The organism is Paraburkholderia tuberum STM678, from assembly GCF_902833905.1.
Taxonomy (GTDB): domain Bacteria; phylum Pseudomonadota; class Gammaproteobacteria; order Burkholderiales; family Burkholderiaceae; genus Paraburkholderia; species Paraburkholderia tuberum.
Genome location: NZ_CADFGP010000034.1, coordinates 60,416 through 74,732, shown reverse-complemented (window position 1 = coordinate 74,732; position 14,317 = coordinate 60,416). Strand labels below are relative to the sequence as shown.

The following is a 14,317-nucleotide window of genomic DNA, read 5'->3' as shown; positions in this document are numbered from 1 at the left end:
GCGTTCATCACTACGGTTTCGCAACAGGTCAGAGTCCGACCATCGTTCCCATAGCAAACGGCTGGCGCAGGATGAAGCCGCTGCTGCCCTGGCTCATCTTCTGTGCCCACGACGACAGCGCACGCACGACCTGGCCTGCGCGCAATTTCATGGGGAAGCTGCAAAAGCCCGAGTCCTGGCCGGTCGCGTCGGGACAGAACATCTGCATGATCTCGCCCGCAACCGAACCCTGCGGGTTCTGTGCGGTGCGCGCGCCGTACTGCACCGCGCTGCGAATCTCCATGCGCGGGAAGTTCTTTTCGAGCAGCGCCGCCACGTTCACGTTGAAGCCGTTCGTTGCCGTGAGCGCACCTTCGCGGCTCGGCGACATACCGAGCACGAAACGCGACTTCGTGTTAACCCGGCCCGCCGACTGGTTAATGATCTGGATTGCGAGCGCGGCAATGTCGTTGTAGATCTCGTTCGGCGTGGCGTTGAACGAAGTGCCGTTGAGCCATTGCGTGCCGCCCGCAGCTTTCGGCGCAGGCGCGATCGCCGGCCACATCGCCGGGTCGTTGAGCGCGCCGTAATTCTGCAAGCCGGCGACGCCGCGGAAGTACGTCAGGTTCTGGAACTTGTTCAGACCGTCGATCGCGGCTTCCTTCTGCTCGGCAACGAAGCCGATTTTCGCCAGCCCCACGCGGTCGATTTCGAGGTCACCGTACTCGCAGATAGTCTGGTACAGATACGGCTGACGCTCCGGAAAGTTCGTGTTGATGCCCGCGCGGCCGTTGTTGTTGTAATCGCCGTAGGTGGACACCTCGTAGGTGCGCTCGACCACCGGGAAGATCAGGCTCGTGGAGGTCCATTCGCCCTTCTGCTTCTCGCCGAAGATCTCGGCCGCCTCGTTCGGTGCGGTCAGCACGCGCAGGATGTCCGGGTCCATGAAAAACGACAGGAACGCGGGAATACCGGCGTTTTCCGTCGTCACCAGACTTTGCTGCACGGCCTCCGGTGCCGCGTCCATCGCGAGTTCGTAGTTCTCGCGCCACTCGGGGCGGAAGAACCGCTCGGCGCCCGGGAAGTCGATGCGCCAATTGGTGCGGTGGAAGTTGATCGCCGCGCGCTGGTCGGCCGGCGACATGTCGTATGCAAGTTTCGGCATGGTGTGATGTCCTTATTTCAATGGTGTCCGAATCAGCCGGTGACCCATGTGGTCATCTTCACCAGCTCGCCAGGTGCCCCGTCCGACGCTGCTACCCACTTCGTCGCGGTGCCCGTTTCGACGGTCAGGTCGCCCGCCGCAACCGTCTGCCCGATATTCACCGCGTAGGTGCCGTCGCCGCCGGTACCGGTGAGCAGCGCCGTGATTGCAGTTCCCTCGGCCACGCCGGCGCCGGTCAGCGTGTCGCCGACCGCCAGTTCACCCGAATCGACGGCGGTTACCGTCAGGACGCCGCCGGACGCGGTGATCTGCGTATCTGCAACGTCCTGCGGCGTGTCCACCGTGTAGGTGCCCGCGCCGCCGGTACCGGTCCCGAGTGCGATGATGGTCGTGCCATCGGCAATCCCGGTCCCGCTGATCGTCTGATCGACTGCGAGGACGCCCGAGGTCACTGCGGCAACCGTCAGCGTGTCGCCGTCGATCGAGCCGGTGACAACGTTCGGGTCGATCTGACCAGTCACGCTCGCGGCTGCCCAGTTCTCGTCGAACCGGATCTTGCCGTTCGAGTTGTTCGCGTAGGCCGCCTGGTCGCGCGTCGCCGTCGCGTCGCCGTCGTTGCGTACCCAGAAGCCGCCCGCAGTGAACGCGGTCACGCCATAACCCGGCTGCACCTTCAGCGAGGCCTCTGCCAGCCAGTCGACGATGAGCGCCTGTTGCTCGCGATGGATGAACCCGCTCGGCGCGCCAGCGCCGTAGTTGTTCAGCACGCGCCCGTCCTGCCACACGAAGCGGCCGACGTAGACGCCCTCGGGACCGGCGACGAACTTGCCTTCGCCGGCGTTCAGCGTTGCGCGCGGATTGGAATCGCAGAAGTCACCGACAACTGCCGGTGCTGCCTGCGTGTTGACGTATCGGGGGAAACCCATAGCGTTCTCCTGAATTGGGGTCGATCAACGAATCACGCGTGGACGCGGTTCGCGTTCGGAAATGTGTCGGCGAAGCCTTCGGGCGTCTCGCCGGCCGAGTCGCGCGCAAGCGTGCGGCGCGGCGTCTGATCGCCCGGCTTCGGTTGCGCGAGCAACAGCGCCTTGAACGCACTCGGGTGCACGTCCTTGACATCCACCTTCAGGATATCGAGCGCCGAACGGTAGACCGCCTCCGCGCTGTCCATCGCGGTCAGCTTGCCGACATACGGCTCGACGATGCCTTCGGCTTCCTGTGTGGCGCGCAGGCGCTTGATCGTGCGTTCTTCCGCGTCACGCGCCGCATCGTTAGCCTTCTTCGTCGAGAGTTCCCGCTCCGCGCGAAGCGCCGAATCCATCGCAGCACGGCTGACAACGTCCTTGTCTTCGTTATCGCCGTTCGGGATGGCGGCCTTGTTCTCCTGGTTGGCCGGATTGTTGTTCGCGCCACCTTCCGGCGGCTGATCCGTCGCGGCCGCCACCACACCGAGCGCCTTGAGCATCCCCTGAACCTTTGCGAGATCCTCATCGCTGACCTTGCCGCGCAGCAGGTCGAGGATTTCCGTGTGCTTCGGATCGTCGTCGTCCTCGGCGATCTCATCACCGGGTTGCTCGTTGTCGAGCCGGTCCAGCAGCTCGACAACATCCTCGAGGTCTGCGTCCTGCGCGAGTTGTGCTTTGATCGCCGCCACAATTCCCGGCTTCTTCTCCAGCCAGTTCCGGCGCTTCACACCGGCCAGGATGGTGTCGAGGTCGATCGGTGCGGCGTCTGCCGCCATCTTCGGCTTCAGGACGGCCAGCAAGGCCCCCTTCGCCATTACAGCTTTCTTGCTGAGAGGCTTGCTCACGGGTCGTTCTCCGTTCAGGTTGAGAAGAGAGTCACCGACCATCACGTCCGGGCCTGCGCGGCCCTTCTTGACGACGGCAACGTGGTTGAACTTGATGTCGCGCATGACGCCGTCGTAGGGGACACCTTCATAGGTGCCCGGCGTCATGTCTGCGCGGTAGTAGTACGAACTGCTTATTTCCTGCTGCGCGCCGGTCTCGACGCCGCGAATGGCATCCTGCGTCCAGATGACGAGCGAGTTGTCGAGATACGGCGCGTTGAACGCTGCATCCGTGCCAGTCGACCCGATGACCGAATCGGGCTGATGGTCTTCGGCGCTGTGCGGCAGATGCACGTCCAATACCGGGATGTTGTTCGCCGTCGCCGTGCCCTTTGCGAGTTCGTCCGGATCGCGCAACAGCATGTACACGCGGTTCGGATCGAGCCCGAGCTTTTCGCCGTCCGGGATCTCGTCGCCGCGGTACGGGCAAACGTTCGCCTTGCTGATATGCGTCATCGCGACATGCAGGCGTCCGTCCTGGTCGTAGGTCCGCACGCTCTCGCGATCAAAGGCTAGCCGCTGTGCGCTGTCGTTCGCCGCTGTGGCCGTCGCCGTGGGTCGCATCTTCGCGACGGTGTCGCGCACACCAGGGTGCAACGGCTGCGGCGGATCGGAGAGCGGCGCCCACCGATAAGCCGTGTGCTCGTCGCGCTGGAGGCGCGGCGTGAACTTGCGCATGACGTCCATGCGGAACGTCACGTAATCGACGCCCTCCAGGTCTTCCACGCTGGAGAGCAGCTTGAGCTCGCCATACGGCAGCGCGCCGATCTCCTCGAGCGTCTCGCGCTTTGCGGTCTGTTCGGGCGTCTCTCCTTTGTCGGCGCCACCGCCGGGAAAATCCCACTCGTTGCCGTGCTTGCTGTCGGGCGATCGAAGGATGAAAAGGGCTTCGTCCTGCGGCGTCATGAGGCAGATGCCAGCGCCTTTGATGCGCTCGTCTGCGGCGATGAATTCCTTGCCGACCCTCTTCGGGATTCCGAGCGTGCTACGGCCCGCGGCGGCGGCGAACATGGCACGTCGCTGCGCCTCCGACACGGGCGGATCATTTGCGAGTTTTGGCATGGGAGACAAAAAAGCCCGCGCATGGCGGGCGGTGGATCAGTTGAAACCGGGAATAACGAGCTTTCCCGTGCAGCGGCAGCCCGGCTCGCTGCCGGGCCAGATGTACTTGCCGTCAATGAGGCAACCCTTCGCAACGTCAAAGAGCCGCCCCTTCCCGCCGTCGTCTCGCGACGCCTCGACGTGCGATTGACGCGGGTGTTTGCCCGCGCCCGAGTGCCGCCACCGCTCCTGCGTGATGCCGAGTTCGAGCGCGCGAGCGTTCTTGATCGCGCCTGTTGCCTTATTGGCCTGGTCGCGTGCGATAAACGCCGCACGTCGCCGCGTGACGCCGTAGCGCTCGGTCAATTCGTCGGTGATGTACGAGAGGTCACGGCCCTGCTGCATCCCGCGCATGACGATGCCCTGCACGTTCGACAGGTGTTGCTCGGCGATACTGCGAATCAGCCCTACGTTCTCGCCGATCGCGGTTTGCATGGCGTTATTCACGCCGGCCGTCGCCTTGAACTGCACCGAAAAGCCCGCCCCCTTTAGCGCGTCACGCATCTGCATGTCGGTGGTGCTGGCGGCGCGGTCAACGAAGTAGCGCGCGAGGCGCGCCGCCGCGGTCTCGAATTCGCTGGCCCACTGCCCCGCCAGCCGGTCGAGCATCCGGCGCATCGCCGTCGCGGAACTGCCATCGCGGTACGCGCCTGTCGCCGCGTCGTGCGCGAGCGTCGGAGGTGGATTCGCACGGTACTGCGCTGCGATCCAGTAGATCAGCGAGCGGTGCATCGCCGCCACCCACTTATCGAGCTGCTTCTGATACTGCGCGCTCACGCCGGCGTTCGGCCGGATCGTGCGCAACTCCATCGGGCGCCCCGTGGGTGAAACCAGGCCGCTCACGTTGTCACCGCACTATTCCGATGGTTGTCGTCGTGTTCCTCATCGAGCTCCTCGCCCTCATCCTCCGGCCGTACCGTGCCGCTTTCCCTCAACGCCTTGCCAAGCGGCCCGCCGGATACCACGGGCGGCTCTGGCAATTCGGTATCGAGGTCGAGGCCCGCATAAGGCGAACCTTCTTCGGTCGCGATGCGCTTGCGAGATTCCCCCGGCTCGATGATCTGACCACCGACGAGGATTACGTCGGTTTCGGCGTTGGTCTTCCGAATGGCTGCCTGCTGCTCGGCCGTGACGACCTTCAATTGGTTCCACTCGAAGTAGATGTTGGGGTCGATCTCACCAAACAACGACAATTGCACGAGCCGCAGCACCTTTTCGATGACCGGCGAATAGATTTCCTGATTCGCCGCGGCAGTGTCCTGAAACACCTCGATTTCATCCTGGCTCGACGCATTCAGGCCAGCCGGCGTAATGCCCGTGAGATATACGAGCGGCAGACCCGACGGCGCGCACTGCTGTTCTTGCGCCTGCGCCTGCAACTTATCGAGGCCGCCCAATGGCGCTGCAACGTTTGAAAACTTTTCGCCGTCCTTGCTGCTGATCGCATTGATACCGTGATTGTCGCGACCAATGTTAAAGATTTGCAGGCGTCGCAACAGATTGTCGATCCCGCCGCCTTGCAGGACCGCGCCCATATCGGTTTCCAAGGTCCAGACAGTGAACGAGTGGATCAGGTCCGATACCGACTGGCGTGTGCGAAGCCAGTTTTCGACGTACGGCTTCATCATCTGCAACAGCGAAAGGCCTGCGAACGCATAGGCCGGTTTGAGAATGTCCGGTACCGGTCGCGACACAACCGTCATGAGGCGGCTCGAGTGGATCTCGCGCCCCATGACAAACCAGCTCGTCGGCCGGTAGAAATTCGGGTCGAGCGGATCGTCCGCGTTGTAGCGGTTCGGGTAGCTCCAGATCGGTTCGACGACCGTGAGACGCTTGATGGCACCGCGGCCGATCTTCGCGTTTGATTCGGCCAGCTCCGTGCGCAGTTCCCCGTTCCCGCGTGAATCATTCCCATCGCCAAGATCAATGAATATCTGCGACCGGCCGAAGAATCCGTCCTGCTGGATCGCTTCACGCAATACCGCCTGCATACCGAGTCGCGTGAACTCCGCGTCGATCTCCTTGATCTTTTCCGACTTGTTCTCGTCGCCCTTGGCCTTGATGGTAAGCCACTTGCGCGTCATCTCGCGCGCATAGACTTCGGCGGGGCGCCGGAACTCGGGAATCTGCGTCCAGTTCGCCAGCACCGAGAAACCGGGAAACGCATAGCCCTCGCTGAGGGCCGCGTCAATGTTCTCCAGCGCGCCGAGGTTCATCGCGGCCTGGGCGTCGAATCCCGCGTCCATCGCGATCTTCGCGCCGGTCGTCTTTCGCGGCAGAACGCCCGCGACCGGCTCATACGGTTTGAACAACTCGACGTCGAGCGTCCGGCGCTTGCGCGAGCCAGGATACGCACGCATCAGGGCGACGGCGTCGGGCGTAATCTGCATCGGCACCGATATCGCACGCACGCGTGCCGGCGCCCGGCGCGGTTCGATCGCCGGGGTGTTGACTGCTTTCCGTTTCATCAATGGGTTCTTCCCGCACGCGCAAACTGTCTCACCACGTCAGCGCTGATTTCCATCGGGCCCGCGCCCACGAGCATGTCCATGATCGCGTCCACCATCGGGTCGATCTGGTCGTCGTGCTCATGCGTGTCGTCGGGCGTGAACGCTTCGCACTCGCCAACAAAATCGCTGACCCACGGCGCGTTGAGCGGCACGACGACGTTGCCCGAGTCGATATGGCTCACGACGTCCATTACGCGCATCAGCTTGTTCTTTTCGCGGCTCACGCCGACGATGGGGACACCGCCCTCTGACTTGACTTCCTGAATGAGGCCCGTGCCACTCGCCTTGTCCTCGACAACCATCTCGCGCAGGACCGGCGCGTCGGGGTCGCCTGCGCCGATCGCCTTGTGCTTGTTCCAGAAGTCCTTCGCACGCTTCTTCAGTTCATGGGCTTCCCACTTCCCGCGAATCATGTCGATCAGGTAAGCACGGTTGTCGTAGCCGTAGCCCCAGCACTCGAACACGCTGTAATCGTGGCGCTCCTCTGTCTTCTGCGCCGTATCAGCGTAGATCTTCCGGTAGCGCAGGCGCGGCAGCACTTCATAGCGCTGGAATTTCGCGCCCTTGATGATGCCGCCGCCGAGCGGCGTGGGCCGCTGCTGATACTGGCCCGACATCACGTAGGCATCGGCTTTTTCGAGCGCGAGCAGATCGTCGAGCGGTTCCTTGTAAGGCCAGTACGAAAAGCGGCCGTGCTCGTCGCGCTCGTCGCTGTCGACAAGCTCCTGAATGTGTTCGGGCAACGTCTCGACATACGCGTCGTCGATCAGCGCCGGGATCTCTATGAACTCCCAGTCGCCCGGCACCTTTCCGGATCTGATGAAGCCCGTCGGGTCTTCCTCGGCCAGCCGCTGCATGATGACGATGATCGGCGTGTCCGGATTCGCTTTCCGGCTCTTGACCGTCGAGATCAGCCTGCGGTTGGCCTTGTTGCGGGCCGGCTTGCTGTAGGCGTCCTCGACCTTCAGCGGGTCGTCGATGATGATCGCGCCCTGCCAGCCCTCGGCCATGTGGCCGGCACGAAAGCCGGTGATCTGGCCGCCGAGCGAAACCGCGTACACGCCGCCGGCCTTCTTGCCGTCGGCGATGACGTTCCAGCGCTTCTTCGACTTCGCGTCGTCAGCGATCGTGAGCGGCCACAGCGCCTGGTATTCATCGGAGCCGACGATCTCTTTCGCCGTCTCGCTGTTGAGCAGCGCGAGATCATCCGAATACGAGATGTGCAGGAACCGCGCGCGTGGGTTCTTGGCCAGGCCGCGTGCAATGAGGTTGATCGCGACCAGCTCGGTCTTCGAGGAACCGGGCGGCACGTTGATCACGACGTTCTTCAGCTCGCCGCGGATCACGCGCTCGACCGTGTCGGAGATCAGGACGTGGTGCCAGTTGACACGAAACTTGATGCCCTGCCGGTGCTTAAAGAAGTACCGGCTGAAGAACAGGTGGTCGGTTTCGCACTTCTCCTTGATGACGAGGCGTTCGATCTCCGCTTCAGTACTCGGATTCGACTTTGCGGACAACTGCCCTGACTGCTTCTTCATTCACGAGCGCCGTCCTGTTTTCAATTGGGCCGCCAGCGGCGCCAGTCACCTCCAGCGCCTGAGGCGTTTCTTTCCAACCACCGCGGGTCTTCAGCCAAAAGATGATGCTCGCCACGTTGCCGGCCTTCGCCTTCTTGAACAGGGCTTGCGCGACCGCCGTGTTGGCCTTTACCAGCCCCTCGGTCAATTCCTTGCGGAAGTGCTTCCGCAGCGTCGGTACCGAGATCGGCTTCTCGTTCGAGTCGAGGACGAGCATCACCATGTCTTCCTGCGGAATGCCGAACGCGGCGAGCTGCTCGACGAGCTTTCGCTGGTCGTTGGTCGCGTTGAAACTCGGTCGTGCCATTGCTCTATCCGGGCCGCCGAGTCGCAGCGACCTCCTCAAATGTTGTACCGGTCGCCGCGTGGGTTGCCCGCAGCCCGGTGAACGCCTGCCACCGCTCGACGATGACGTCGCAGTAGATCGGATCCAGCTCGAGCAACCGGGCGTGCCTGCCGCATTTCTCGCACGCGATGAGCGTCGTTCCAGAACCGCCGAACGTGTCGAGCACAAGATCGCCGTCGCGACTGCTGTTCTGGATCGGGTATTCGACGACGGCCACCGGCTTCATTGTCGGATGCAGATCGTTGCGTGCGGGACGGTCGAACGACCAGACTGTCGACTGGCTGCGATCTGCATACCAGCGGTGCGTCCCGGTTGGCTTCCAGCCGTACAGCACAGGTTCGTGCTGCCAGTGATAGTCCTGGCGTCCGAGGACGAGCGATTGCTTAACCCACACACAGCACTGCGCCAGCCTGAAGCCGCCGTCGACCAGCGCGCGGCGGAATGTCAGACCCTCGGTGTCCGCGTGAAACACATAGATCCCGGCGCCGCCCTTCGCCGCCACGAACATCGCCTGATGGGCGGCCAGCAGGAACCGAGCAAACTCGTCGGCCTGCATGGCGTCGTTCCGGATCGTCATGTGCTTGTCGGTTTTTCCGACGTACGCGACGTTGTACGGCGGGTCGGTGACGATCAGGTCGGCAAGGTAGCCGTCCATCACCGTCGCGACGCTATCGCCGCGCAGGCTATCGCCACACATCACGCGGTGACTGCCGCACTGCCAAACATCGCCGACGGCCGACACCGGGACTTCCGGCGGTGCCGGAGCATCGTCCTCATCCGTCAGCCCACCGCCCGCATGCTCGAGCAAACGAGCCAGGTCCACTGCCTCGAACCCGAGCAGGTCCACGTCGAAGCCGTCATCGCGCAACTCGGTCACTTCGAGACGCAGCAGCTCGTCGTCCCACCCGGCGAGCAACGCGAGCTGGTTGTCGGCGATGACGAACGCGCGGAACTGCGCCTCCGTCCACCCGGACGCATCGAGCACGGGCGCCTCGCCGTCGGGAAATGGATCGGCGCCGCGTGAGCGGCCGGGCGGCGGATACAGGCGCTTGCCGGCGCCGTACAGCTTGCGGATCGCGGCGAGCGTCCCGTGGCCCTTGGCGATCACACCGTCGCGCACGACGATCGCGCCGACCATGCCGAACTCCTCGATGCTGGCGGCGATCTGCGCTATCTGGCTTTCCGAGTGGGTGCGCGCGTTGCGCGCGTACGGGATGAGGCTGTCGATCGAACGGCTGGAAAGTTGCACGGCTGGACCCTTTTCATAGTCGAAAAAAACGGCCACAACAGCAAACTGCGAAACCAGCAACGCCAACGAAAAAGCCCGCTGGCTTTTCGGCTCAGCGGGCTTTGGTCGCACGTATGACGTGTATCGAATACAGTGGATTATTGTGCACGAAATGCACCGCGTCAAGCCGTCACGGCAGTCTCCAGCAATCGAAGTTCGCCAAAACGCCGCTCCATTGCAGCCCACGCGACCTCTTCGACGCCTTTTTCCTCGCTTTTCTCGTTGCCTTTCCGGCCGGCTCTCCTGCTGCCCTCGATCCACCTGCGTACTGCTGAATTCTGGGCACTGACCGTGTTCCGGTGAGCACCGCACTCGTCAGCGATGTCGTTCAGGCTCTTCCGCTGCTTTTTCGCGGTGAAGATGTTCTCGATGATCGTACGGCGCACGCGGTAATGCGAGAAGCCCGACACGAACGCGGTGGACGCCTCGGTAAGCCAGGTGATTGCCGCGCGCCACTCCTCGTTCGGACGGCGCTTGCTGCAGCATGGCCGGCCGCAGCTGCACGGGGTGTCGTGCGGTGCTGTTCGGGCGATCAGCACCGCGAGATGCAGATCAGGCAGCTCCCACATTTCTCGGCGGATCTGACCGGACTGGCCCGCACCGTCCAGCCCGACGAGCCCCATGCCCTTCTCGACCGACTCGCCCTTCAGTCGCTTGGCCATCATCGTTTCGCCATATTGCTGCGTCGAATAGCAAAGCGCGAATCGCACCGCGTCGAACGCGCTCTTGAACTGAATCTCGTCCATCATCTGCACTCCCGAAGATCCTCACCTATGCCCGTTGCTGGTTCAGTTCCACTGCCTCAATGCGCACGCAGGGCGTGCGGCCGTACCGCTTCGATACCCACAGGTCAACGATCTGTGAGTCGTCGGCGTACACGACGCCGTTCATTCCGTCTTTCACGCCCTTGATCACGTTGTCCGCGTCAGGCTTCTTCGTGGCGCCGATCAGCCCGTCCGCTGCATCGCGTTGCCGCTTCTGCGACCAGCTCGCCGGAATCGGCAGCGCGATGTGCACGACGAGACGTACCGGGCCCGCGAATGGCTCACGGGTGCCCATACCCTGTCGCGCCGCCAGCTTCACAAGATTTTCATAGCGTTCGGTCTTCTCCGGGGTGAACGTCCGAACGTGCGCGCCCTGACGCGCGAAGCGCGGGCGACCCTTCGCTACCGGAGCGCCCGGCACCGTGAACTCGACACGCTGGCGGACCGGCGACGCTGAAATGAGCGACGACTGCGCGCCGATGCGCGCGCTGATCGCCTGCTCGAGCGGTGCGGGCTTGGATGACGCCAGCACGCGCGCCGCGTTCGAGATCTCTTTGCGAATGCGCATGGCGCTCGAGCGGCGCGTCGTGGTCACCGCTCACCTCGCGGCGCTGGCTGTTGAGACAGGGCGGCCGGCGCTTGTGGCAGCGGCTGCCAGTGCGTCGGCGTGTAGTAGACGTACATCGAGTCGTCCGGCAGGAACCAGAGATTTCCGCGGCGCCTCAGAGTCTGCTCGTTGCGAGCGCCTGCCGAGTCGTCTATCTTCGTCAGGATTTCGACATTCTCCGGCGCGGATCGGATTGGTTGCCATTCAGTCATCCTGCTCTCCTGCTTTCTGTTGAGACAGGGCGCGGATAGCGACGGCGCAATTGCGCAATGCATTTCCGCCATGATCGGGAAGCCGCGCATCGCCCCATTGCTCCGCCAATCTCGCCGCTTCTTCAAGCGCTGCACGACGCTGCTCGTTGCCGAAGTGCTCCAACACGACTTGTGCAGCCGTTTCGTTATCACAGCGGCGAATACGGCGCATGACATGCAGGGCATTCGTCATCCCCCCTACGGCTTCGCGCTCGTCGTTCGACAGATCAGCCTCGACGTCGGTCCACGATTCGATCGGACCTGCTTGCTCGCTGGCGCGAGGAGCGTTGGCAATGAATTGACGAATGTCGGTCAGCGTCGCCGTCCATGCGCCTTCGGCATAGCATCGATCTTCCGGTGCGTTGTTTTGTGCATCGTCGTAGATGTCGATCAGCGCTTCTAGTAGCCAAATCGCGTGGTCGCCTCGGGCCTTTGACGTAGCTTGGGGAGTGGCGGATTGCTCGGCGAGAAGGGCGTCAATCGCTGCGTCTGCGATTTCGGCAATGCGCGATTCGTCGTCAGTGACAAGCTGGAAGTCGTCTTGGCTCATCGTGCCAATGCCCCATGCCTCCCAGACGCGCAGACAGTCGTAAGCGTCACCGAGCGCCGCGGCAACGGCGTCGCGAACGGTCTGCCGCCGCTCATCCGTCAGCGTCGCCGTGGCTTGCGTGGATGCGGCGCGGGCTTGCCAGATCTTCCACGCCAGTTGTGTGCTGCCATTCTGATACTCATCAGGGTTGTTCCGGTGGGGAATGAGTTCGCCGCCGTGAAAATACTGACCCGATATGCTTTCCATCGCGCGCTCGAACGCCTCCCGCTCGTCGCTCACAGTCGCGGCAGAGCGAGGGAGAGGGGCGGCAGTGGATGCGAGAGCGGCTTGAGCATTGTCGAGTGCGATTCGGGCCGGATGCTCTTTGTCGGTCGGCACGCCGTTGTGCAGCATGACATCTACGCATGCTTGAAGCGCTTTGCGCATCGCATCAGCGGGTCGTGTACTGGAGGTCATAGAGGTCCTTTCGTTAAAAACCGATATCAATTGCTATCCGTCACGGGCGGCTCGCTGTCCCACCAAGCGCCCTCAATCGGCGCACGCTTCGGCACCGGCACCGGCCGCGCCGCCACCGCCACCGTTTGCGACCCACCTGAACATTTCTGAACATTCGCCTCACCTGTCGGCGCCGCGCCCTCGGGAAACGTCAGGCCCAAAGCTGCATACGCGACGCGGTAGACGTTCGTCGGCTTCGGCGGTCGCCCTGCCTCGTACTCGGCGACGAGCTTGCGCGCCCACGCTTTCGGATCGGCCGTCATGCTCAGAACGGAATCCCGTCGAAGTACTCGACACGCTGCATCGCGACAGCGCAGTACGACATTTCAGCCCCGAGCACGAAAAACTCGCGCCCCGGATTTGAGATCGCGAGCCGCTCGGCTTCCGCGACGGCGCTGCCAGCGCTCAAGTGCCGGAAGCTCGGTGGCTTCTCGCCAGTCGGGCACCACACGATCCAGAATTTTTGCTCTTGGGTTTTCATGCCGCATGCCCTCCCCGTTGCTGTGTACGCACCTGCTCGAGCTTCGCGATGCACTGGTCGAGCTTGAGGCCGTGCGTGCTCACGCCGAGCCTTCGCCCCTCCGCCTCGAGCTCGACGTCGGTCATCGATCGCAACGGTTTCGGCTTCGGTGGCGCGAGCGCCTTCGCGACAAACGGGTCGAGGAAACCAGCGTTCACCGCTGTCATGTCGCGGTCGTGGTCACGTTGCGCGACTGCATCGTCGTAAGCGGTGCGCAGCTGCTCGGCGGTGATGCTGCGCATTGCCCACTCGACGATCTGCTGTGCGTCCGGCGCGAATCGCGGGTTCTTGCCGCGCTCGCACTCCCACAGCCTCAGCAATTCGGCGATCTCTTTCGCACTCAACGACGACGACGCGGTCGAGTTATCCACAGCGCTACCACGTATCAAGTCTCCACCGTCGTCGTTAGAACCTTTAGGTTTACTCCCTTCCCTTTCCTCTTCCTTTTCCGTCAAGGAGTCCTCACTGAGTCCTCCGTGAGCATTGCGTGAATTGTCGTGATGTTCTGGCGGCTTATTCCGTGAGTCCGCGTGCTCTCGATGTGAGCCATCCCCCCCTGTGCCCTCGGGCGGTCGAGGATCGGGCTGCTCTGAAAGCCAAGGCGGAAGCGGAATTGCGGACTTTGACTTGCGGTTGATGACCTGATGTTTGGCGAAACAACGGATGTGCAAATAGTCCGCGCCGCTCACGGAGTACTCCATGAGCATTCCGTGAGCAATCAGTGATTGAATGAGTGGCTCGCAGTCGATCGCATCGGCCGGGAAGACCTTCATCTTCAGGCTCTTGGCAGACCTGCGCAGATTGCCGTTGTCGTCGGCGTGGTTCCAGGTGCCGATGAAGAACAGGCGCGTCGCGAAATCTAGTTCGACGAGCTTGTCGTCAGTCCAGAAGTCCGGTTTGATTGTGCGGATGCGGGCCATTTAGCGCCCCCATCCGAACCGAGCCGAGCGTCCGTTACGCAGCGCCCGACCAACAGCCTCGCGTCGACAGGCGTTTACTCTTCGGCGGAGGTCACACCCCACCACCAAGACTCGTCCTTCAGATGTTGATTGATTCCCTGCACAACCAACTTCGCCTGCTCCGGCGACAGCAGAATGGTCTGTTCTTCGCCCATGCAACTGTTGGTTTGGCGAATTGCCAAATAGCCGCCTTGACTGGTATAGACCTCTGTCTCGTAAGTCGCTTTCAGTTTCATGCCATGCCTTTTCGCCTGCCGAAGAAAGGGGTCGAGCGTGCGCGGCACGGCAGGCACATGCCGCGCGCCGGTGGCCACCGGCTACCCGACTGGAAACGGCATAGTAAGCCATACCGGAGC

16 protein-coding genes are annotated in these 14,317 nt (G+C 62.9%); all 16 read right to left on the bottom strand.

What is annotated here, in order from left to right:
• Positions 1-28: 28 nt before the first annotated feature.
• Positions 29-1,144: a hypothetical protein gene (locus HWY30_RS26345; protein ID WP_090804442.1), complete on the bottom strand. Its 1,116-nt coding sequence runs from the start codon at positions 1,142-1,144 to the stop codon at positions 29-31.
• A 32-nt stretch (positions 1,145-1,176) separates the two neighbouring features.
• Positions 1,177-2,070, bottom strand: coding sequence for a gp53 minor capsid family protein (locus HWY30_RS26340; RefSeq protein ID WP_090804438.1), 894 nt, complete (start codon positions 2,068-2,070; stop codon positions 1,177-1,179).
• A 32-nt stretch (positions 2,071-2,102) separates the two neighbouring features.
• A complete protein-coding gene (locus HWY30_RS26335; protein ID WP_167368645.1) occupies positions 2,103-4,004 on the bottom strand; it encodes a DUF2213 domain-containing protein in 1,902 nt (633 codons plus the stop codon).
• Between the two features lie 87 nt (positions 4,005-4,091).
• Positions 4,092-4,937 carry a phage head morphogenesis protein gene (locus HWY30_RS26330; protein WP_208524324.1) on the bottom strand — a complete coding sequence of 282 codons (846 nt, stop codon included), beginning with the start codon at positions 4,935-4,937 and terminating at the stop codon, positions 4,092-4,094.
• Positions 4,934-6,562 (bottom strand): phage portal protein, encoded by a 1,629-nt coding sequence (locus tag HWY30_RS26325; protein ID WP_090804434.1) that lies wholly within the window; start codon positions 6,560-6,562, stop codon positions 4,934-4,936. The genes HWY30_RS26330 and HWY30_RS26325 overlap by 4 nt, the downstream gene beginning before the upstream one ends.
• Positions 6,562-8,142 carry a phage terminase large subunit gene (gene terL / locus HWY30_RS26320; RefSeq protein WP_090804432.1) on the bottom strand — a complete coding sequence of 527 codons (1,581 nt, stop codon included), beginning with the start codon at positions 8,140-8,142 and terminating at the stop codon, positions 6,562-6,564. The genes HWY30_RS26325 and terL overlap by 1 nt, the downstream gene beginning before the upstream one ends.
• On the bottom strand, positions 8,093-8,488 hold the full coding sequence (locus HWY30_RS26315; protein WP_090804430.1) for a hypothetical protein: 396 nt from the start codon (positions 8,486-8,488) through the stop codon (positions 8,093-8,095). Before HWY30_RS26315 ends, terL begins: the two co-directional genes overlap by 50 nt.
• A 4-nt stretch (positions 8,489-8,492) precedes the next feature.
• A complete protein-coding gene (locus HWY30_RS26310; protein WP_244145007.1) occupies positions 8,493-9,842 on the bottom strand; it encodes a site-specific DNA-methyltransferase in 1,350 nt (449 codons plus the stop codon).
• 95 nt (positions 9,843-9,937) lie between these two features.
• Entirely contained in the window at positions 9,938-10,561 is a 624-nt protein-coding gene (locus HWY30_RS26305) for a DNA-binding protein (protein WP_090804428.1), read from the bottom strand.
• Positions 10,562-10,586: 25 nt separating this feature from the next.
• Positions 10,587-11,147 (bottom strand): RusA family crossover junction endodeoxyribonuclease, encoded by a 561-nt coding sequence (locus tag HWY30_RS26300; protein ID WP_090805729.1) that lies wholly within the window; start codon positions 11,145-11,147, stop codon positions 10,587-10,589.
• Positions 11,148-11,170: 23 nt separating this feature from the next.
• Complete coding sequence (locus HWY30_RS26295) at positions 11,171-11,398, bottom strand: DUF551 domain-containing protein (RefSeq protein ID WP_090804426.1); 228 nt, start codon at positions 11,396-11,398, stop codon at positions 11,171-11,173.
• On the bottom strand, positions 11,391-12,380 hold the full coding sequence (locus HWY30_RS26290; protein ID WP_167368590.1) for a hypothetical protein: 990 nt from the start codon (positions 12,378-12,380) through the stop codon (positions 11,391-11,393). Before HWY30_RS26290 ends, HWY30_RS26295 begins: the two co-directional genes overlap by 8 nt.
• An 89-nt stretch (positions 12,381-12,469) precedes the next feature.
• The gene (locus HWY30_RS26285; RefSeq protein ID WP_090804422.1) at positions 12,470-12,745 is read right to left on the bottom strand and encodes a hypothetical protein; all 276 of its coding nucleotides are present in this window, start codon (positions 12,743-12,745) and stop codon (positions 12,470-12,472) included.
• A 2-nt stretch (positions 12,746-12,747) separates the two neighbouring features.
• A complete protein-coding gene (locus HWY30_RS26280) occupies positions 12,748-12,963 on the bottom strand; it encodes a hypothetical protein (RefSeq protein WP_090804420.1) in 216 nt (71 codons plus the stop codon).
• Positions 12,960-13,922 carry a hypothetical protein gene (locus HWY30_RS26275; RefSeq protein ID WP_090804418.1) on the bottom strand — a complete coding sequence of 321 codons (963 nt, stop codon included), beginning with the start codon at positions 13,920-13,922 and terminating at the stop codon, positions 12,960-12,962. Before HWY30_RS26275 ends, HWY30_RS26280 begins: the two co-directional genes overlap by 4 nt.
• Positions 13,923-13,996: 74 nt before the next feature.
• Positions 13,997-14,275, bottom strand: coding sequence for a hypothetical protein (locus HWY30_RS26270; protein WP_090804416.1), 279 nt, complete (start codon positions 14,273-14,275; stop codon positions 13,997-13,999).
• Positions 14,276-14,317: the final 42 nt, after the last annotated feature.